This is a genomic window from Azoarcus sp. PA01 (assembly GCA_001274695.2).
Taxonomy (GTDB): domain Bacteria; phylum Pseudomonadota; class Gammaproteobacteria; order Burkholderiales; family Rhodocyclaceae; genus Aromatoleum.
The window spans coordinates 368,588-386,950 of record LARU01000004.1 but is presented as its reverse complement, the minus strand read 5'-3'; the positions used below and the strand labels follow the sequence as shown (position 1 = coordinate 386,950).

At 65.5% G+C, this 18,363-nt stretch carries 17 protein-coding genes; 11 read left to right on the top strand and 6 right to left on the bottom strand.

What is annotated here, in order from left to right; translation table 11 throughout:
- The 5 genes from PA01_13955 to PA01_13935 all read left to right on the top strand — a co-directional run bounded on the left by PA01_13955 (position 1) and on the right by PA01_13935 (position 5,611).
- Positions 1 to 1,437 carry an FAD-dependent oxidoreductase gene (locus PA01_13955; protein ID KON79607.1) on the top strand — a complete coding sequence of 479 codons (1,437 nt, stop codon included), beginning with the start codon at positions 1 to 3 and terminating at the stop codon, positions 1,435 to 1,437.
- Positions 1,438 to 1,609: 172 nt separating this feature from the next.
- Entirely contained in the window at positions 1,610 to 2,608 is a 999-nt protein-coding gene (locus tag PA01_13950; protein ID KON79606.1) for a TRAP transporter substrate-binding protein, read from the top strand.
- A 184-nt stretch (positions 2,609 to 2,792) separates the two neighbouring features.
- Positions 2,793 to 3,338, top strand: coding sequence for a TRAP transporter small permease (locus PA01_13945; protein KON79605.1), 546 nt, complete (start codon positions 2,793 to 2,795; stop codon positions 3,336 to 3,338).
- A 16-nt stretch (positions 3,339 to 3,354) separates the two neighbouring features.
- Complete coding sequence (locus PA01_13940) at positions 3,355 to 4,695, top strand: TRAP transporter large permease (protein ID KON79604.1); 1,341 nt, start codon at positions 3,355 to 3,357, stop codon at positions 4,693 to 4,695.
- A 31-nt stretch (positions 4,696 to 4,726) separates the two neighbouring features.
- Positions 4,727 to 5,611, top strand: a complete 885-nt coding sequence (locus tag PA01_13935) for a cache domain-containing protein (GenBank protein KON79603.1) — start codon at positions 4,727 to 4,729, stop codon at positions 5,609 to 5,611.
- Between the two features lie 355 nt (positions 5,612 to 5,966).
- Here PA01_13935 and PA01_13930 read toward each other — a convergent pair whose 3' ends face one another.
- Positions 5,967 to 7,121, bottom strand: coding sequence for an SUMF1/EgtB/PvdO family nonheme iron enzyme (locus PA01_13930; GenBank protein ID KON79602.1), 1,155 nt, complete (start codon positions 7,119 to 7,121; stop codon positions 5,967 to 5,969).
- 17 nt (positions 7,122 to 7,138) lie between these two features.
- Between PA01_13930 and PA01_13925 the strand changes: the two genes are divergently transcribed.
- The 5 genes from PA01_13925 to phnE all read left to right on the top strand — a co-directional run bounded on the left by PA01_13925 (position 7,139) and on the right by phnE (position 11,678).
- Positions 7,139 to 8,149, top strand: a complete 1,011-nt coding sequence (locus PA01_13925; protein KON79601.2) for a TIGR04348 family glycosyltransferase — start codon at positions 7,139 to 7,141, stop codon at positions 8,147 to 8,149.
- Positions 8,150 to 8,304: 155 nt separating this feature from the next.
- On the top strand, positions 8,305 to 9,168 hold the full coding sequence (locus PA01_13920) for a putative selenate ABC transporter substrate-binding protein (protein ID KON80352.2): 864 nt from the start codon (positions 8,305 to 8,307) through the stop codon (positions 9,166 to 9,168).
- A 16-nt stretch (positions 9,169 to 9,184) separates the two neighbouring features.
- Positions 9,185 to 10,027, top strand: a complete 843-nt coding sequence (locus tag PA01_13915) for an ATP-binding cassette domain-containing protein (GenBank protein ID KON79600.1) — start codon at positions 9,185 to 9,187, stop codon at positions 10,025 to 10,027.
- 2 nt (positions 10,028 to 10,029) lie between these two features.
- Positions 10,030 to 10,872, top strand: coding sequence for an ABC transporter permease (locus tag PA01_13910; GenBank protein ID KON79599.1), 843 nt, complete (start codon positions 10,030 to 10,032; stop codon positions 10,870 to 10,872).
- Entirely contained in the window at positions 10,869 to 11,678 is an 810-nt protein-coding gene (gene phnE, locus PA01_13905) for a phosphonate ABC transporter, permease protein PhnE (protein ID KON79598.1), read from the top strand. Before PA01_13910 ends, phnE begins: the two co-directional genes overlap by 4 nt.
- An 83-nt stretch (positions 11,679 to 11,761) precedes the next feature.
- On the opposite strand, the gene PA01_13900 is transcribed toward phnE, so the two are convergent.
- The 4 genes from PA01_13900 to PA01_13880 all read right to left on the bottom strand — a co-directional run bounded on the left by PA01_13900 (position 11,762) and on the right by PA01_13880 (position 15,939).
- Positions 11,762 to 13,711 (bottom strand): multicopper oxidase, encoded by a 1,950-nt coding sequence (locus tag PA01_13900; GenBank protein KON79597.1) that lies wholly within the window; start codon positions 13,709 to 13,711, stop codon positions 11,762 to 11,764.
- 450 nt (positions 13,712 to 14,161) lie between these two features.
- Positions 14,162 to 14,464 carry a transcriptional regulator gene (locus PA01_13890; protein KON79595.1) on the bottom strand — a complete coding sequence of 101 codons (303 nt, stop codon included), beginning with the start codon at positions 14,462 to 14,464 and terminating at the stop codon, positions 14,162 to 14,164.
- Between the two features lie 3 nt (positions 14,465 to 14,467).
- A complete protein-coding gene (locus PA01_13885; protein ID KON79594.1) occupies positions 14,468 to 15,418 on the bottom strand; it encodes a sodium-dependent bicarbonate transport family permease in 951 nt (316 codons plus the stop codon).
- Positions 15,415 to 15,939 carry a hypothetical protein gene (locus PA01_13880; protein KON79593.1) on the bottom strand — a complete coding sequence of 175 codons (525 nt, stop codon included), beginning with the start codon at positions 15,937 to 15,939 and terminating at the stop codon, positions 15,415 to 15,417. Before PA01_13880 ends, PA01_13885 begins: the two co-directional genes overlap by 4 nt.
- A 191-nt stretch (positions 15,940 to 16,130) precedes the next feature.
- Here PA01_13880 and nhaR point away from each other — a divergent pair, with 191 nt between their 5' ends.
- A complete protein-coding gene (nhaR, locus tag PA01_13875) occupies positions 16,131 to 17,072 on the top strand; it encodes a transcriptional activator NhaR (protein ID KON79592.1) in 942 nt (313 codons plus the stop codon).
- On the opposite strand, the gene PA01_13870 is transcribed toward nhaR, so the two are convergent.
- Positions 17,027 to 18,013 (bottom strand): site-specific integrase, encoded by a 987-nt coding sequence (locus tag PA01_13870; GenBank protein KON79591.1) that lies wholly within the window; start codon positions 18,011 to 18,013, stop codon positions 17,027 to 17,029. The two genes, nhaR and PA01_13870, sit on opposite strands and share 46 nt — an antisense overlap.
- Positions 18,014 to 18,363 lie beyond the last annotated feature (350 nt).

The window sequence follows — 18,363 nt, the reverse complement described above, 5'->3', positions numbered from 1 at the left end:
ATGGAAGCCATTGCAGAAAAGCGGATCGTCACGCACGCGCGCGCGAGCGCCGCCGCCCAACCCTACGACCCCGCCTACGATCCGCTCGTATCCGCGACGCCGGGGCACGGCCGCGACTACGCGCCGACGTACTGGATCGGCACTGCCGGCGAGCCTCCCGCGGACGACGGGCCGGTCAGGCACGACCTCGACGTCGACGTCGCGATCATCGGCTCCGGCTTCACCGGGCTGACGGCGGCAATCTTCCTCGCGGAGAAGCACGGCATCAAGGCGACGGTGCTCGAAGCGAACCGCACGGCGTGGGGCTGCAGTACACGCAACGGCGGCCAGGCGCAGTGCGCGTCGGGGCGGCTCAAGCGCTCGCAGTGGATCGAGCGCTACGGCCTCGACACCGCGCTGCGCCTGCACGAGGAAGTCTGCGATGCGATGCGGACCTTCAAGGAGCTGATCCGCGACATCGACTGCGAGCCCCAGCCGGGCGGGCACCTCTACATCGCGCACAAGCCGCGCGTGATGCCGACGCTCGAGAAGGAGGCGAAACTCCTGCGCGACGTCTTCAAGTACGACGCCCGCATCCTCGATGCCGCCACGGTGAAGCGCGACTACGTCGACGACAAGGAAGCGGCGGGCGCGATGCACGAGCCCGAAGGCATCGGCATTCACGCCGGCAAGCTCGCGTTCGGCTACCTGCGCAAAGCGCGCGCGCTCGGCGTGAAGGTGCACCCGGCGAGCCCGGTGATGGGCTGGGAGACGAAGAACGGTGTGCATTACCTGAAGACGCCCGGCGGCATCGTCCGCGCGCGCGCCGTCGGCGTCGCGACCGGCGGCTACACGTCGAACAGCCTGCATCGCGAGTTCCGGAATCGGCTGCTGCCGATCCTGTCGAACTCGATCGTCACGCGCCCGCTGACGCCGGCCGAGATCGACGCGTGCAACTTCCGCACGACGCAGGTCATCACCGACACGCGCATCCTGCGCCACTACTACCGGCTGCTGCCCGACAACCGCGTGCAGATCGGCAGCCGCAGCGCGATCACCGGCCGCGACGCGCCGCAGGACAAATACAGGCAGTTCCTGATCCGCGACCTGTACCGCAAGTTCCCGGCGCTCGAAGGCATCCCGATCGACTACTCGTGGTGGGGCTGGGTCGACGTCAGCCACGACATGATGCCGCGCATCGTGCAGCCGGACCCGAAGACGTCGATCTACTACGCACTCGGCTACGGCGGCAACGGGGTCATGTATTCGGCGCAGGCCGGCCGCCGGCTCGCCGAGAACATCGCCGGCGTGCGCACGCCGGAGCTGCCGATCTTCCGCTCGCGGCTACCGTTCCCGAACGTGCGCGAAATGGTCGAATCGGAACTCTTCGCCCCGTTCCGCCGCTTCGGCCAGTGGTGGCTGTACCGCTGGTACACCTTCAAGGATGAAGTACTTTGACCGTCCGGCTGTTTGCCGATAGCGGAGCGCGGACCGGTAAACGACAGCCGGCCGCCAGACCCGCAGCCCGATACCCGTAGCACCCGGTCCGTCCCCCGCACGATCCCAGGGGGCGCGGGCCGCAGCGCAGCAAAGCCGTAACCCCCATTAGAAAGAGATCGAGGAGACAAAGATGAAATTCCGCAAGAACGTACTGCTTTCGTTCGTCGCCGCCGCAAGCCTCATCGCCGCCACGCCGGCCGCGCTCGCGACGACTTTCAAGATGGCGATCGGCGATGCTGCCGGCGGCACGCAATGGGAGCTTGGCACTTCGTTCGCGAAGAGCTTCGAGCAGAAGACCGGCGGCAAGCACAAGGTCGACCTGTTCCCGAACGGGCAGCTCGGCAGCGAGGAAGACACGGTCAACAACGCGGCGATGGGCGTGCTCGACTTCTCGATCCTCGCGGTGAACAACATCACGCCGTTCTCGCCGACGGTCGGCCTCTTGACGATGCCGTACGTGATCCAGAGTGCCGATGACGCGAAGAAGCTCACGCAGGGCGAAGTCGGCAAGGAGCTAAACGAGAACACGATCCGCGATGCCGGCGTGCGCATCGTCGGCTGGGCGTATTCGGGGTTCCGGGTGCTGACGAACTCGAAGAAGCCGGTCACGACGCTCGACGACCTGAAAGGCCTCGTGATCCGCGTGCCGAAGAACGAGATCATGATCGCGTCCTACCAGGCGTGGGGCATCAACCCGACCCCGATGTCGTGGTCGGAGACCTTCACCGGGCTGCAGCAGCGCGTCGTCGATGGCCAGGACAACCCGTACATCACCGTTTCGGCGATGAAGTTCTACGAGGTGCAGAAGTACGTCACGAACCTGCGCTACATCTTCTCGCTCGAGCCGCTCGTCATCAGCGAGGCGGTGTTCCAGGAGCAGAAGCCCGAGGTGCAGAAGGCGATCCTCGACGCCGGCCACGAAGCGACCGAGCACAGCTTCAAGTATCTGCTCGAGACCGAAGAGAAGATCAAGAGGGATCTCGTCGCACGCGGCCTGCAGATCACCGAGCCTGCCGACGGCGAAAAGGAGTGGATCGCGAAGGCGACGACCACCGTGTGGCCGAAGTTCTACAAGAGCATCGGCGGCAAGGAGAAGCTCGACCACGCGCTGAAGACGCTCGGCCGCTGATCGCCGGAGGCGGACCGCGGAGCACGACGGGAGCGCGCATGCGAAGCGCGCTGCCCGTCCCGGCGCGTCCCCGATCCGCCCCACGACCCCCCGTAAGTCGCAAAACGCCGCTTCGGTTCTCCCGCTTCGCCCGCCGGCGGCCGGCGCGCGCCGAACCGTTGTGCCCGCATTCCTGGAGTCGCTCATGTCCGTATCGCGCGTCCTCGTCAAATTCGTTTCGAACATCGAGGAGTACCTCTGCGAGACGCTCCTCGCCCTCTTCGTGCTCCTGCTCTTCGTGCAGATCCTGCTGCGCCAGTTCTTCCAGTACTCGCTGCCGTGGGGGGAAGAGCTCGCGACCTACATGTTCGTCTGGTTCGCGTACCTCGGCGCGGTGGTCGCCGCGAAGATGTCGGCGCACAACCGCGTGTCTTTCCATTTCCGCTTCTTCCCGCCGATCGTGAAGAAGGTCAGCGAAGCGGCCGCGGACCTGATCTGGGTCGCGTTCAACCTGTATTTCGTCTGGCTCAGCTACGACTTCGTGTTCAACCGCATGAACCTGTTCTGGAAGTCGCAGACCATCGGCCTGCCGATGAAGTACTTCTACATGATCCTGCCGGCCGCGTTCCTGCTGATGTCGGTGCGCATCCTGTGGAACAACTACCTCTCGCTGTTCAAGGGTGTCCAGATCGTCGACCCCGAAGCCGAGGAAATCGAGAACCTCAAGCGCGTCGCCGCCGCGCACGCCTGACCCCGGAGTCACGAAAATGGATGCCTACATCCTCGAAATCCTGTTCGGCGGCTTCTTCGTGCTGCTGCTGCTCGGCGCGCCGATCACGGTGTCGCTCGCCGGCGCCGCGATGGGTGCTTTCATCGTGCTCGACAAGAACCCGATCGCGTTCGTGCAGATCGCGTTCACGTCGGTCGGCAGCTTCCCGCTGATGGCGCTGCCGGCGTTCGTGCTCGCCGGCGCGCTGATGGAGGCGGCCGGCATCTCGAAGCGGCTCGTCGATATCGCCGAGTCGCTCGCCGGCCCGATCACCGGCGGCCTCGGCGCGGCGACGGTGCTTGCGTGTCTCTTCTTCGGCGCGATCTCGGGCTCCGGTCCGGCGACGACCGCCGCAGTCGGCATGCTGATGATCCCGGCGATGACGCAGCGCAAGTACGAGCGCAGCTACGCGTCAGCAGTTACCGCGGCGTCGGGAGGCCTCGGCATCATCATTCCGCCGTCGATCCCGATGGTGATCTTCGGCATCTCGGCGCTCGGCATGAACCCTCCGGCCGAGGCGATCGAGAAGTTCGGGGCGTTCGAGTCGCTGTCGATCCCGAAGCTCTTCGTCGCCGGCGTCATCCCCGGCCTGGTCATGGCCGGCAGCCTGCTGGTGGTGAACTACATGATCTCGGACAAGCGCGGCTATCGCGGCCTGACCGAGAAGTGGTCGACGGACGAAATCAAGACAGCGCTGCGACGTGGCGTGTGGTCGATCCTCGCGCCGGTGATCATCCTCGGCGGCATCTATACCGGGCTGTTCACGCCGACCGAATCGGCAATCGTCGCGATCTTCTACACGCTGTTTGTCGGCCTCGTGCTGCATCGCGAGCTCAAGTTCGAGGCGCTGTTCAACTCGTTGAAAACAACGACCTGGATCACCGGCCGCGTGCTGCTGATCCTGTTCGCGGCGACGGTGTTCGGGCGGCTGCTCGTCGAACAGCGCATCCCGGCGACGATCGCCGAGTCGCTGCTGAACCTCACCGACAATCTGTACCTGATCTGGGCGCTGATCATCATGTTCCTGCTGTTCGTCGGCATGTTCATGGAAACGCTCGCGGCGATCATGATCCTGGTGCCGGTGCTGCTCCCGGTGATGTACATGATGGGGGCGGACCCGACCCACGTTGGCATCGTCATGATCTGCGCGCTGTCCATCGGTTTCCAGACGCCGCCGCTCGGCGAGAACCTGTTCGTCGCGTCCGGTATAGGCGGCTCGACCGTCGAGGAGATCGTCGCGCGCATCCACCCGTTCGTGATTGCTTCGACGATCGCGTTGTTCCTCATCGCGTTCATGCCGGATCTGTCACTGTGGCTGCCGCGAATGATGGGCTACTGAGCGGCATTCGCCGCAAAGGAGAGATCGAGTCATGTTTGCCAGAATCCGTATCGTCCGCGCCGTCGTGCTCGGTGGTTTCGCGCTGTGGGCCGGGACTGCATTGCCGCAGGACGTGGGCCAGGCGCGTACGGATGCGCCGCGCATCGTGGCCGCTGCCGAAAAACGCGCGACCGTGCTCCTTGAGCGCGCCGTGCGCCACGTCCAGGCGCACGGCGAAGCCGGCGTCCAGGCCTTCGCTCGCGAGGAGCAGTTCGTCGATCGCGACCTCTATGCGTATGCACTGCGCACCGACGGGCATTTCCTAGCGAGCGGCGGTTTTTCCGCCGCGCTCGTCGGAACCAACGTGCTCGACTACACCGACGCCGAGGGCAAGCCGTTCTTCCACGAGATCGTTCGGCTCGCGAAAGAGCAGGGCGGCGGACGGGTCGAATACAAATGGTTCAACCCCGCCGACAGCCGCGGCGAGCCGAAGGTGACGCTGTTCCGCAAAGTGGGCGAGCTGATTGTCGCCGTCGGCTACTTTTCTCCGCGTGCGACACCGGCCGACGCAAAGGCGATGGTCGATGCGGCGGCGAAAGCGGTGAAAGCCGATGAGGCAAGCGCGTTCGCCGCGTTCCAGCGGATCGACGGGCGCTTCGTGCGCGACGACTTGTACGTGTTCGCGGTCGACCTGCGCAGCCGGCGTTTCGTCGCCTACGCCGCTCAACCGGGTCTCGTCGGCACCGACTCACACCGACTCGTCGATCCGGCCGGGCGGCACATCGTCAGCGAGATGATCGCCCAACTGGGCGAGAGCACGAGCGGCAAGCTCGACTACAAGTGGCTCAATCCCGTTTCGGGAAAGATCGAGTCGAAACGCAGCTATATCCGGCGCGTAGGTGAAACGATGGTCGGCGTCGGCTACTACAAGCGGTAAGCCTCGCAGCAGTCTCGTCGCCGCTGGATCGAGCGCAGGTTCGCATGCCTCGCCGGAATCTTCGCTGTCACGTGCACCGAGCGTGCGGCGGTGTCGCAATCATCGCATTCTGTGACCCGAGCGGTCGGTACTGAGCGTCGCGTTCACCGCGACGTGGAGGGCAGACCGGTCCCGCACGATAACGACATTGGGGAGGCAGTCAGCGGAACGGGCAAGCTCGAGGGAGTCGAGGGCAGGTATGCTCCACATCGAGCACGTCTCTCAAACCCCCCTCAATTTCATTGCGGAACGCGAATTGGCATCCAGCGCGTGGTGTTCGTCGCCCGGGCCCGAACTCGTGGCGCAATCTCCGGCCCTAGCGTGCGCAACTGCGAAAGCCGTTGTGCAGATCATTGCGCTCGGGAGTGAAGTAGTTGCGGTAGCGCGGATGCGCGATGCGCGGGCTTGTCGCCCGACTCGCCCCGCGCAGCACGTAGCGGTCGCCGAACCACGGCGCCGAGTAGTCGCGGTACGGGTGGGCGACGAAACCGGGGTAGGGGACGAAGCGGCTGGCGGTCCATTCCCAGACCTCGCCCCAGCAAAACGCCGGCTGCGTCAGCGCGGCGATTTCCCATTCGGCTTCGCCGGGGAGGCGCCGCCCTGCCCAGCGGCACCACGCGTCGGCTTCGTCCCAGCGCAGATGCACGGCCGGAGCATCCAGCGGCAGCGCCTCCCAGCGACCGAAAACGCAGCGCTGCCAGCCGCCGTCGTCCCGGCGCAGATAGCGCGGCGGCGCGGCGCCGGTCTGCTCGACGAAAGGCAGGTAGCGGCGCCAGCTCACGACCTCGGAATCGATCTCGAAAGCCCGCACCGCGACCTCGTGCGCCGCGAGTTCGTTATCGAAGGCGAAGCCGTCATCGTGCCGGCCGAGCGTCCAGCTCTGCGCCGGAACCCGCAGGGCGCGAGCCTCCGACACGGTACTCTCCGGCCCGAGCAGCGGCTCGGGCAGCGGGATGTCGAGCGCTTGCGCCATGTAGATCCCGGCCTCGCCGTGCATGTCCTCGTGAAACAATACCAAGCGAAAAAAATACAGGTCCGCGTCGGTCTCCGGCGTCGCGGCGAGCAGCGCCAGCGTCTCCGCCAGCCCCTCGGCCAGATAGGCGCGGGTCGCGGCGAGATCGGGCAGGTCGAGCTGCCAGCGGGTCGCATGCGGTACTTTGCTCGAGTCGTACAGCGCGTCGGCCTGCGCGAAGCGCCCGGCGGGGCGCTGATGGTCGGGGTCGCAGGCGACACCTCTCGCGCGCTGCCGGTTGCGCGCGATCCAGTAGTCCTGGAACCAGCCGATATGCCCGGCTTCCCAGCGCGGCGGGTTGAGCTGCGGGGAACAGGGAATTGCCAGCGACTTGCCGAGCGCGGCGGCGTAGGCATCGAGCAGCGCCAGCGTGCGCGCGCGGCTGTCGGCGAGCGCGGCAGCGAGGAGCTGGCGGCCGCCACGACGGGCGGCTTCGGAGCGGGCGGCGTCGATGTTCATGGGAGGGGCGACGTGTAATGACCGGTGCCACGAGTATGCCGCAACTGGTGATCGTCAGTCCGGCGCTGCGCGATGCCAACAACGGCAATTGGCAGACGGCTCGGCGCTGGCAGCGGCACCTCGCCGGCGACTGCCAGGTGCGCGTCGTCAAGGCCTGGCCCGATGCGCTGGCCGCCGGCGACGCCGCGATGATCGCGCTGCATGCACGTCGGTCGGCGCAATCGATCGCGGCGTGGGCCAGCGCGCGCCCAGGCAAAGGCCTCGCGGTGGTGCTTACCGGCACCGACCTGTATCGCGACATCATGACGGACGCCACGGCGCGGCGTTCGCTGGAGCTTGCGCAGGCGCTCGTCGTGCTGCAGGAATGCGCGCCGCACGCGCTGCCCGAAGCGGTGCGCGCCAAGGCGCATGTGATTTTCCAGTCCACGACGGCGCGAAAGGCGCTCGCGAAGTCGTCGCTTCATCTGCGGGCAGTGATGGTCGGCCACCTGCGCGAGGAAAAATCGCCGCAGACGCTGTTCGCCGCCGCACGGCTGCTCGCCGGCCGGCGCGACATCTTCATCGACCACATCGGCGATCCGCTCGATCCGGCGCTCGGCGAGACCGCGCGAGCGACGATGGCTGCGGTACCGAACTACCGCTGGCTCGGCGGGCTACCGCACGAGGCGGTGCGCCGCCACATCCAGCGCGCGCATCTGCTGATCCACGCGAGCCGCATGGAAGGCGGCGCGCACGTCGTGATGGAAGCGGTCGCGAGCGGCACGCCCGTGCTCGCTTCGCGCATCGACGGCAACGTCGGGATGCTGGGTGCCGACTATGAAGGCTACTTTCCGTGGGGCGACGCCGAGGCGCTGGCAACGCTGCTGTCACGCTGCCGGGAATCGGTCATCGGAGAGGGCGACGGACTGATCGCACGGTTGGCTGCACAGTGCCGGCAGCGCGCCCCGCTGTTCGCGCCGGAACGCGAACGCGCCGCGCTGCGCCGGCTCGTCGGCGATCTGCTGTCGCGACCCGCGGGAGCGAGCTGAATGGGAACGCCGATGCCGACGATCGGGCACGACCGCGCCTCTCGCCGGCTCCGACGCTGCCCTCGAAGCGGCCCGGCTTCTGATATAACGATCCTCCCGGCGGCCTGGTGCCGCATCGTGCCGCCGCGAAGCGTCACTGGAGAGTGGAGAACCCTATGATTCCGATGTCCAAACTAATTTCCCGCTTCGCGCTGGCGCTCTCGTTGCTGCTCGGTGCGGCCGCGGCCCCCGCGCAGGTCTTGCGCGTGTCGGCGATCCCCGACGAGGCGCCGACCGAGCTGCAGCGCAAGTTTAAGCCGCTCGGGGAGTATCTCGAAAAGGAGACCGGCCTCGAAGTGGTGTTCACTCCGGTCAGCGACTACGCGGCCGTCGTCGAAGGCCTCGCGGCGAAGAAGATCGATCTCGCCTGGCTCGGCGGATTCACGTTCGTGCAGGCCAAACTGCGCACCAATGGCGAGGCGTTGCCGATCGTCCAGCGCGCCGAAGACGCAGTATTCACCAGCAAGTTCATCGTGCCGGCCGACAGTCCGGTCAAATCGCTTTCCGAGCTGAAGGGCAGGACTTTCGCCTTCGGTTCGCCCTCGTCGACCTCGGGACACCTGATGCCGCGCTTCTTCCTGCTCGAGGACGGCATCGACCCCGACAAGGACTTCACCCGCATTGCGTTCTCGGGGGCACACGACGCGACCGTCGCGTTCGTCGCCTCCGGCCGCGCCGAGGCGGGCGTGCTCAACGCCTCGGTGATGGACAAGCTGCTCGAGAAAGGCGACGCCAACGCCGGCCGGGTCAGGGTGATCGCCACGACGCCGCCTTACTACGATTACAACTGGACGGTACGCCCCGGCCTCGATGCGGCGCTGCGCGAGAAGATCGCCAACGCCTTCCTGAAGCTCGACCCGGCCGATCCGGCGCACAAGGAACTGATGGCGCTGCAGCGCGCCTCGAAATACGTACCCACGACCAGCGCCAATTACGATGGCATCGAGCGTGCGGCGCGCAGTGCCGGGCTGATCAAGTAGTCCCCGCGGAGCGCGAATGGGATTCGAACTGGAAAGAGCCGGGCTGACCCACGGCAACGGCTTTCGCGCGCTGCAGCGGGTGTCGTTGCGCGTAGGCCGAGGCGAGCGGGTCGCGGTGATCGGCCCGTCGGGCGCCGGCAAGACCAGCCTGATCCGGCTCCTCGGTACCGCGCTGCGCCCGACCCAAGGGCGGCTCGACGTTCTCGGCGCCAACCCCTGGCGGCTGTCGGCGAGTGCGCTGCGGCACCTGCGCGCGCGCATCGGCACGATCCACCAGAGCCCGCCGATCCCGCCGCGCCTGCGCGTGGTCACCGCGATCCACGCCGGACGGCTCGGGCGCTGGCCGGCGTGGAAAGGCCTGCTGTCGCTGCTCTATCCGGTCGACATCGCCGGAGCGCACGCGGCGCTCGCGCGCTTCGACCTCGCCGACCGCCTGTTCGAGCGCTGCGACCGGCTCTCGGGCGGGCAATTGCAGCGCGTCGGCATCGCCCGCGTGCTCTATCAGCAGCCCGACCTGATCCTCGCCGACGAGCCCGTTTCCGCGCTCGACCCCGCGCTCGCCGATGCGGCGCTCGGCGAGCTGGTCGCCGAATCGGCGCGCAGCGGCGCCAGCCTGTTCGCGTCGCTGCACGCGGTCGACCTGGCGCTCAAATGGTTTCCGCGCATCATCGGCCTGCGCGGCGGCGAAGTGGTGTTCGACCTGCCAACCGCCCGCCTCAGCGATTCGATGCTGCACGAACTCTATGCCGCCGAGGGCGCCATGCTGCCGGTGCAAGCCGCGGATGCCGCGGCGGACGCGATGATCGACCCCGAGGCGGACGCGAAGGTCGTTCGCCTCGACACCTCCCGCGGACGCTGAACATGAGCGCGTCGGCCCAAGCGCTCCCGCCGCCCGATCGCGACCCGGACGCGCGTGCGCGGCTGGGCTGGACGCTCGTGGCGCTGGTGCTGCTGTGGCCGCTGCTGGTGCTGGCCGAGTTCCGCCCGTGGGCGCTGTTCGACGCCGGTAATCTGCGAGTCATGGGGAGCTTTCTCGGCGGCTTCCTTCCGCCGGCCACCTCGACCGAGTTTCTCGGCTACCTCCTCGAGGCGACGCTGGAAACGATGGCGATCGCCACCGCCGGCATCGCGCTCGCGCTGCTGCTGGCGGTGCCCCTCTCGGTCCTGAGCACTCGCGCGCTGGCGGTGTCGAAGATCGGACCGGGCCCGGGGCGCCTGGGCGGCAAAATGGTGCGCGCTGCAGGACGGGCGCTACTGACTTTCCTGCGCGCCATTCCGGAGATCGTCTGGGCGCTGATGTTCGTGCGCGTGCTCGGCCTCGGCCCGGCGGCCGGCGTGCTGGCGCTCGCGATCACCTACGGCGGGATGCTCGGCAAGGTCTACACCGAGATCCTCGAATCGACCGATACGCGTCCGGCGCGCGCGATCCTCGAAGCCGGCGGCGGGCGCTTCGCCGCCCTCGCGTACGGGCTGCTGCCCAACGCCGCGCAGGAGCTGACTTCGTACACGGTCTATCGCTGGGAATGCGCAGTGCGCGCCTCGGTGATCATGGGTTTTGTCGGCGCCGGCGGGCTCGGGCAACTGATGGACCAGTCGATGAAGATGCTCAACGGCGGCGAAGCGGCGACGATCCTCTTCGTCTTCCTCGTGCTGGTGCTGTTCGCCGACGCACTGAGCGCGACCCTGCGCAGGGCGCTCGCATGAACGAGACCCGCGAGCCCTGCGCACCGCGAGGTGCTGCCGATTTCTGCCTGAGTTGCGTGCTGACCTGTGCACTGGTCGCCGCCGCGGTGGCGGGGAGCTTTGTCTATCTCGGAATCGACTTCGGAACGCTCTTCTCGGTCGGCGCCGTGGCTGACATGGCGCGCTTCGCAACGTCGTTCTTCCCGCCCGATCTCGAACCCGACTTCCTGCGCCAGACCGCTTACGGCGCCGTGCAGACGTTCGCGGTGGCAATGGTCGGCACGCTGCTCGCCGCGGCCGCCGGGTTGCTGCTCGCGCTGCCGGCCGCCGGGCGCCACGGCGCCGCGGCCGAACGCCTGTCGCGTTTCCTGCTCAATCTGTTGCGCAGCGTGCCGGAGCTGGTGTGGGCGACGCTGATGGTGCTGGCCGCCGGGCTCGGCCCTTTCGCCGGGGTGCTGGCGCTGGCGCTGCACACCACCGGCGTGCTCGGCCGGCTGTTCGCCGAGGCGATCGAGAACGCCCCGCCGCAGCCCGAGCAAAGCCTTCTGGACATTGGCAGCGGCGGGGTGGCGGCTTTCCTCTATGGAACCTTGCCGCTGGTGTGGGCGCAATCGGTGGCCTACGGGCTCTACCGACTGGAGATGAACATCCGCATGGCCGCAGTGCTGGGCTTCGTCGGCGCCGGCGGCCTCGGGCAGATGCTGTACTTCCACCTGTCGATTTTCCAGCAGGCACAGGCAGCCACGGTGCTGATCGCGATGTTCGCGCTGGTGCTCAGCGTCGACGCGCTGAGCGACCGCCTGCGCGCATGGATGGGGCGCAATTGATTCAAGACTTGAACGCGGTTTACTGCGCGCCAGCGCGCTCGAGCGAGACGCTGGCAACTCCCGGTCAGCGACGAACTTGTCGATTAGCGGTGACCGGCATCGGCCGCGGTCATCGGCCCGATGACGTACCGCCGCATCATCTCGTTGTCCTCGTGCTCGAGGATGTGGCAGTGCCAGACGTATAGCCCCGGACGATCGAACAACGCCTTCACCCGCGTGATCTCGCCCGGATAGGCGATGACCGTGTCCTTGACGCCGGTCTCTCCGGATTCCGGCCCGTACGGAGCGCCGTCGAACGGCTGCCGATCGACCACCTCGAACTGCACTTCGTGGATGTGGATCGGGTGCGCGTCCTCGGTGAAGTTGTGGATCTCCCAAGTCTCGATCGACCCGAGCGCCGGGTTCTCGGTCACCGCGTTCTGCCAGTCGAGGGGGATGTTCACGCCGTTCTCGTCGATGATCCCGAGCTTCGCCTCGACGGGTCCGTCGAAATCCGGCAATCCCGCCGTCTTCTCGTTCAGCGCCACCTTGCGCGTCAAGGTCGCCGCGCCGAGCGGTGTCAGCGCCGGCAGCACGAGCTCAGGGGCCGGCGTGCTCGGATCCGCGGCCGTAAGGGGAACGATCCGGAACTGCATCACCTGGCCGGTCGTGCCCGGATCGGCGGCGTCGAAGTCCTCGTCGGGCTCGCCGCCGCCGAACGGCTCGTCCGGCCCGTGGTTGCGCAGGACGATCTGCTCGCCGACCGTCCTGCCGGTGAAGTCGACGATCACGTCGGCACGTTCGGCAGGCGCGAGCAGCAACCGGCGCAGTTGCGTCGCGGCGGGCAGGAAGCCTCCATCCGCACCGATCTGCCAGAAGGCGAGGTCGGGGTCGTCGAACTCGAGGATGAGGAAGCGCGAGTTGCAGCCGTTCAGGAGCCGGAAACGATACCGACGCGGCTCGACCTCCAGGTACGGCCAGGTGCGACCATTGACGACGATCGTGTTGCCGAAAAACTCCGGGTTCCAGATCGGCGCCACCTCGGTGTGAGGGAAGTACGGCCCTTCGTAGCCGTCGAAGAAGGTGCGGCTGTCCGGGTAGAACAGCGAGCCGTCGGCGTTGAACGAGCGGTCCTGGATGGCGAGGGGAATCTCGTAATGCCGTCCGAAGGGATCGGCGCCCACGCCTGCAGCCGGGCCCGGCAGCACGCCGTCGGGCAGATCGCGGCCGCCGCCGCGGATCAGATAGAAGCCCGCCGGTCCCGCATAGACGTTGAGGCGGGTCATGCCGAGCGTGTGGTCGTGGTACCACAGCGTCGCCGCATCCTGGTCGTTTTCGTACTCGAATACCGCCGAGCCGGGCGTCCATGCCTGTCCCATGCGCGCCTGGGCCTCCGCGCGGAACCGCTGGTACTCGGAGCCGACGCGGGCGAAGCCGCCGGGAATGTTCCTCGCCTGTGGCAGATACCACGCTTCCGTGAATCCGTCGCTGTCGTCATGGGTGTGGCCGCCGTGGAGATGAGTGACGATGGGAACCGGCCCGGTGTAGGGTCCGGGCGTCGCATCGACCACCGGATGCGCATCGCGCCCCGTCGGGCCGCCGGCAGGATTGGCCCAATGCAGGCTCGCATCGACCGGCAGCAGGTGCTGCAGGTACCGGCCGTGCTCGTCCACCAGGCCGTTGATCCACTTCACCCGAACCGGCGCGCCGTACCGGGCCTCGATCGTGAAGGCGGGGTAGTGGAACGTGTCGGGATGGTTGACGGAGCCGTAGCTCCACACCGTCGTCATCGGCATGCCGGCCGGCAGGATCTGCTGCTCGAACTGGCGGACAGCGATTTCGTAGTAGTCGACGTCGACCGTAGGGGTCGGCGGCGGGGTCTGCGGCATCGCCGGCGGGATGAGCAGCTGCATCCGGTACTTGGAGATCGTCGTCGGATCGAGGGTGCCGCCGGGGATCGGGGCGGCGGATGCATGCCGGCTTCCCCATTTCCACGGCAGCAGCACGGCGCCCATCCATAGCGTCGCTTTCAGGAATAACCGTCGGGTGATCATGGCCCCTCCTTGGCTGCTGCCGGCGAAGACTGCTCAGGGAAAATTGCATGCTGCAAGAAGAGAGCCAAAGGGCCGCGTCAAGCAAGATCAAGAACTTGCGAGGATGTCGAATTTGGGGATGTAAGGAATCCCGACAAATGGAGCACGGCAGGGCGCGGATCACGGGCGCTGCTCTCGCTCGCACCTGCTGCCTCCGTCGAGGCTACCCCGCAATCGCTGACTGGTGGCGCCGCCGCTCCGAGGTCGAACCGCTGACGGCTGCCAACGTCGAGATGCTCGGCGCCATCCTGCAGCGGATGATCATGGATGGAGTGGAGGAGGGGATGCCCCTCGAACAGGCAGTTGACGAAGCTGCGTTGCGGCCTCGAGAGTGGGTTGCGGCAGTCCCTTAAACACCGCGCCCATATCCCCACAGCAATGGTTCGGGCCGCTAAATGGAGGAGCGGCTCCTCAGAATTTTTCAGACCTGAGCACGGTCACGTCGCTCACGAACATCACCATCGCGTAATCGTCGTAGTAGTGCTTTTGCAGATGTGCCGTGAGCGCCTCAGCCGTGGCCGTGTCGCACAGAATTTCGATACGGATATTGCTGTTCTCGTCCCAGGTGCCGCCGCGCATTCCGCGGCTGCCCTTGCCGCGAGCCTCTGTGATGGTGAAGCCCCGCGCGCCCAGGCGCTCCAGGTCTTCGGGCAGAACGCGCTCCAGGACACTTTCGGTGACGATGGTCAGTAGCTTGCGTGTCAGGCCGTTCATGGACTATTTCCCGATGAATGCGAACCAATGGTCGGTCAGTGCATGATAGATGGGGATGCCTACCAGCACATTAAAGGGGAACGTGACGCCAAGAGATGCCGCCAGCGACAGCGTCGGATTGGCTTCCGGCACCGAAATTCTCATCGCCGCAGGCACCGCGATATAGGACGCACTTGCCGCCAGAATCGCCAGCATCGCGGTGCCGCCCGGCGAGAGACCGAGCGCGCAGCCTAACACCATCCCGATGATCGATGAAAACAGCGGCATGCCCACACCGAACAAGACCAGGAACAAGCCATGCTGACGCAAGCTGCCGAATTGGGCGGCCGTGATCAGTCCCATCTCGAGCAGGAACAGGGCGAGGATGCCTTTGAACAAATCGAAGAATAAAGGCTTGACTGAAACGAGGCCCTCGGCGCCGGCCGCCCAGCCGATCAGCAAGCCTCCTACCAGCAACACAATGCCTTTGCCGAGAAAAATCTCGTGTGCGACTTTGCCAATGCGCATTTCACCGTTAAGCCCGCGTGCGAGCAAGATGCCAACCACGATGGCCGGAATTTCGAGTACCGCCAACAGGAACGGCATGTGAGCTTCGAAATCGATTTGACGGCTGGCGAAATAAGAGGTGGCGACTGCGTACGTCGCGACACTCACCGATCCATAGTGGGCCGCGATCGAGGCCGCATCCGCGCGCTTGAAGTGACCGGCAAACCGCAGAACAGGAAAAGCAATCAGCGGCAGAAGGGCACCCATTGCCATGACCGCGAGCGTTTGCAGTGCAAGCGCCCCAAGCGGTTGCTTGGCGAGCTCGATGCCCCCCTTCAAGCCGATGGTCAGCAGCAGCAACATGCTGATCAGCTCATAGACGGCGGCCGGCAAACGCATTTCCGAGCGCAGCAGGCCGGCCGTGAGCCCGAGAACGAAGAACAGCAGAACGGGATCAAGCGCGGTCAAGAGGAGGCTCCTTCAGGCGAGTCACTCTGTCGGCACGAAAACCCCCCATTCCGGTTTAACTGAATCGGCGGAAAAAGCAGCCCTGGATACAGTGCTCGCAACGGGGCAATCTCCGTATCAATGCTGGATTCTGGTACGCCGTTCGCATAGACAGGAATGAAACGGCGGGTGCTTTGGGAGTTGGGGCGGGGGCCATAGCAGTCGCACAACGCCGCCACAAGCTCGGCACGAGAGACAGAACCCGCGGCAACGTCGAGCCAGCACAAGATCCATATGCCACTGATCCCCGTGGTTTCAGAAATTGGCAAGGTCCGCTCCGCACCCTGCGCGTCGGTGATCGTCAATGCGGCGGGAGGATGACTGACATCTGCGTCGTCGATCCAGATGCCCAGCAAGGCTTGCTCAGCGCCGACGGTATGCCGGCGGAGAATCTCCAGGTAGGCCGTTAGCTGCTGAGTGGCACGATCCAGGTCGGTGAGCGCGCGAACTTGCAGAAAGGCGCTTCGGGTCTGCGTGATCATAGGGCGGCATCCATGTAGCGACGGGGCCAACGCGCGCTCGGACGATGAGATGCAGCGATCACATTTTATCGTTGGCATACCTGTCGAAGTGGCAGGAAGGGGAAGGGCAGCGGAGTATGCGGGTTTGCGAAAACAAAGAAAAATCGATTAATATTCGAGAATCTTTCGAAAAAAACTGATGCTCATTGCGCATGAATCTCAAGCACCTGCGTTATTTCTGGGCAACCGCGCGCTCGGGGAGCATCGTGACGACTGCCAAGCAGTTACACCTGACGCCACAAACCATCAGCGCCCAGATCAAAATCCTCGAAGAGGACCTGGGGGTGGCCTTGTTCAAGCCGGCCGGCCGCAAACTGGAACTCACCGAAGCCGGGCGAACTACGTTGTCCTACGCGGACGAAATCTTCGCTCTTAGCCAGGATTTGGCTTCTTCACTACGTGCGAATACCACGGCTGAACCAGCGTTGCCGGTGTTTCGGGTTGGCGTCTCGGAGGCATTGCCCAAGTCGCTGACCTACAAGTTGCTGGCATCGCTCAAACAACTGCCCAGGGCCGTGCGACTGGTTTGTCGCGAGGGTACGATCGACTGGCTCTTGGGCGAACTCGCGTTACATCGGCTGGACATGGTGCTTGCGGATCGGCCCATGCCCAGCGGCTTGGCAGTGCGGGGGCACAGTCACAAGTTGGGTGAAAGCGCCATCGCTTTTTTTGCCGCGCCGAGTCTCGCACAGCGGTGTGGAGCATTCCCGGCTTGCCTAAACGGGGCCCCGACGCTGTTGCCCGGTCCGAATTCGGCGGTGCGCGGTGAAATCGATCGCTGGCTTGGCGATGCACGTCTGATTCCGCGCATCGTTGGCGAGTTTGACGACAGCGCCCTGATGAAGGCATTTGCGCAAGCGGGTGACGGCTTTTTCCCGGCACCGGTCATCATGGCTGATGAGATCGTTGCTCGTTACGGAGTCCTGGAAGTGGGGCGGGTCGATGAGGTGCGGGAAGCGTTTTGGCTCATCAGCACCGAACGACGCATTCTCCAGCCGGAAATTCGCACTGTGTTGGAGGCTGCGCGCTCAGCGGTGTTTTCCGGCGTCTATTTTCCGCCGAAGGGAGAAGGCTTGCGTAGCAGCGCGGTGTAGTACCTGGTCGACCGATCTGCGCGATGACCGAGGTACTCTCCGACCAGCTCCGGCGGCTTGCCCTCCTCGAGCTCATGGATGGCAAAGGTGTTGCGCAAGGTCCTCGCTCCCCGGTGTCTGATCAGGGTCGGGTCGATCCTGGCTTCAGTCAGCACTGCGGCGACTTGCCGGTACACTGTGGCCGGGTGCAGCACTCTGCCCGCCAGCTTGGCCGGGAACAGCAGCTCGCCCGGGATGGTCAGCTGCTTCCTGGTCGTCATCCATTCCGTCAGGATGGCCGCGGCGAAGACCGCAACCCGCGTTCGGTGCCGACGTCCCGCCCCGCCGGGGTAGACGTCGATGTAGAGACTGCCGTCTTCCTGACGGGGGCCCACGCAACCGTTGGTCAGTTTGATGACCTCGCTCACCTTCAGGCCGCCGCCCAGGACCGTGGCGATGAGGGCCCGGTTCCGGGCGTCTTTCCATCCTACAGGCTGCGGCAGGGCGGCCATCACGGCCTCCTGCTGGGCCTCGGTGAGCCACTGCGTCTTGTCATGACCCTGGTTCGACTTCGAAGGCTCCTTGATCGCCAACCCCCTGGCCGGGTTGCCGGGAACGATGCCCTTCGCCATCAAGTGGTCGAAGAGGCGCTCGAGGAGCCGCAGATACCTGTTGCGGATGCCGCGCTTCAGTTCGTTCTTGGCGAGGAAAGCATGAATGTCTCCAGCCTCGATGTCCCGCCAGGTTTTCAGCAGGCTTCCGTTGTCGCCGAGCAGGACCTCGCGGACGAATTTGTTCCCCATCGCTCGATAGACGACGACCGAGGACGCGCGCAGCGGCTGTGCCACGCCTGCCTTTGTTATCACGAAGTCCGGCGCCATCAGCCAAGCGACAAGCGCTTCCTGAGGGGCGGTCAACCAGGCCTTGTCGGAATCGAAGAGGGAGGTACTCGGGGCAGTCATGGGGCAATCAGATCAACTCAGGCCGAAGTTGCCCCTCACCGAAGCGGTGGCAGGCATGAAGTGCGTGGGGTCGGTCAAGAATAGGGGAGCAGTCCTTTCAGCTCACCAGCGCAAGGGAATACCCGCAGCTTCATGAGTGAAGTGCTTCATCACCGATACAGACTCCGCGTGTTACTCAAGCTGTTTTCAGCAGGGCTCAACGTTTGACGTCCTATTCTAGGCCGTGCAAGCGATTCGCAGAGTGAGGTGAAACAAGGTTACCTGAAAATGCGATTAACCGTCCAACGATGATAGATGTATGCAGCATTTGCTGGACAAAGCAAGCGCATAAGGCTTAATTTAAGAATAGA

Coding starts and splice junctions, on each gene's coding strand:
- PA01_13880 (KON79593.1), bottom strand. CDS start 15,939: ATGATCACGCAGACCCGAAGCGCCTTTCTGCAAGTTCGCGCGCTCACC.
- nhaR (KON79592.1), top strand. CDS start 16,131: ATGAATCTCAAGCACCTGCGTTATTTCTGGGCAACCGCGCGCTCGGGG.
- PA01_13925 (KON79601.2), top strand. CDS start 7,139: ATGACCGGTGCCACGAGTATGCCGCAACTGGTGATCGTCAGTCCGGCG.
- PA01_13870 (KON79591.1), bottom strand. CDS start 18,013: ATGACTGCCCCGAGTACCTCCCTCTTCGATTCCGACAAGGCCTGGTTG.
- PA01_13890 (KON79595.1), bottom strand. CDS start 14,464: ATGAACGGCCTGACACGCAAGCTACTGACCATCGTCACCGAAAGTGTC.
- PA01_13910 (KON79599.1), top strand. CDS start 10,030: ATGAGCGCGTCGGCCCAAGCGCTCCCGCCGCCCGATCGCGACCCGGAC.
- PA01_13935 (KON79603.1), top strand. CDS start 4,727: ATGTTTGCCAGAATCCGTATCGTCCGCGCCGTCGTGCTCGGTGGTTTC.
- PA01_13915 (KON79600.1), top strand. CDS start 9,185: ATGGGATTCGAACTGGAAAGAGCCGGGCTGACCCACGGCAACGGCTTT.
- PA01_13940 (KON79604.1), top strand. CDS start 3,355: ATGGATGCCTACATCCTCGAAATCCTGTTCGGCGGCTTCTTCGTGCTG.
- PA01_13950 (KON79606.1), top strand. CDS start 1,610: ATGAAATTCCGCAAGAACGTACTGCTTTCGTTCGTCGCCGCCGCAAGC.
- PA01_13900 (KON79597.1), bottom strand. CDS start 13,711: ATGATCACCCGACGGTTATTCCTGAAAGCGACGCTATGGATGGGCGCC.
- phnE (KON79598.1), top strand. CDS start 10,869: ATGAACGAGACCCGCGAGCCCTGCGCACCGCGAGGTGCTGCCGATTTC.
- PA01_13930 (KON79602.1), bottom strand. CDS start 7,121: ATGAACATCGACGCCGCCCGCTCCGAAGCCGCCCGTCGTGGCGGCCGC.
- PA01_13955 (KON79607.1), top strand. CDS start 1: ATGGAAGCCATTGCAGAAAAGCGGATCGTCACGCACGCGCGCGCGAGC.
- PA01_13945 (KON79605.1), top strand. CDS start 2,793: ATGTCCGTATCGCGCGTCCTCGTCAAATTCGTTTCGAACATCGAGGAG.
- PA01_13920 (KON80352.2), top strand. CDS start 8,305: ATGATTCCGATGTCCAAACTAATTTCCCGCTTCGCGCTGGCGCTCTCG.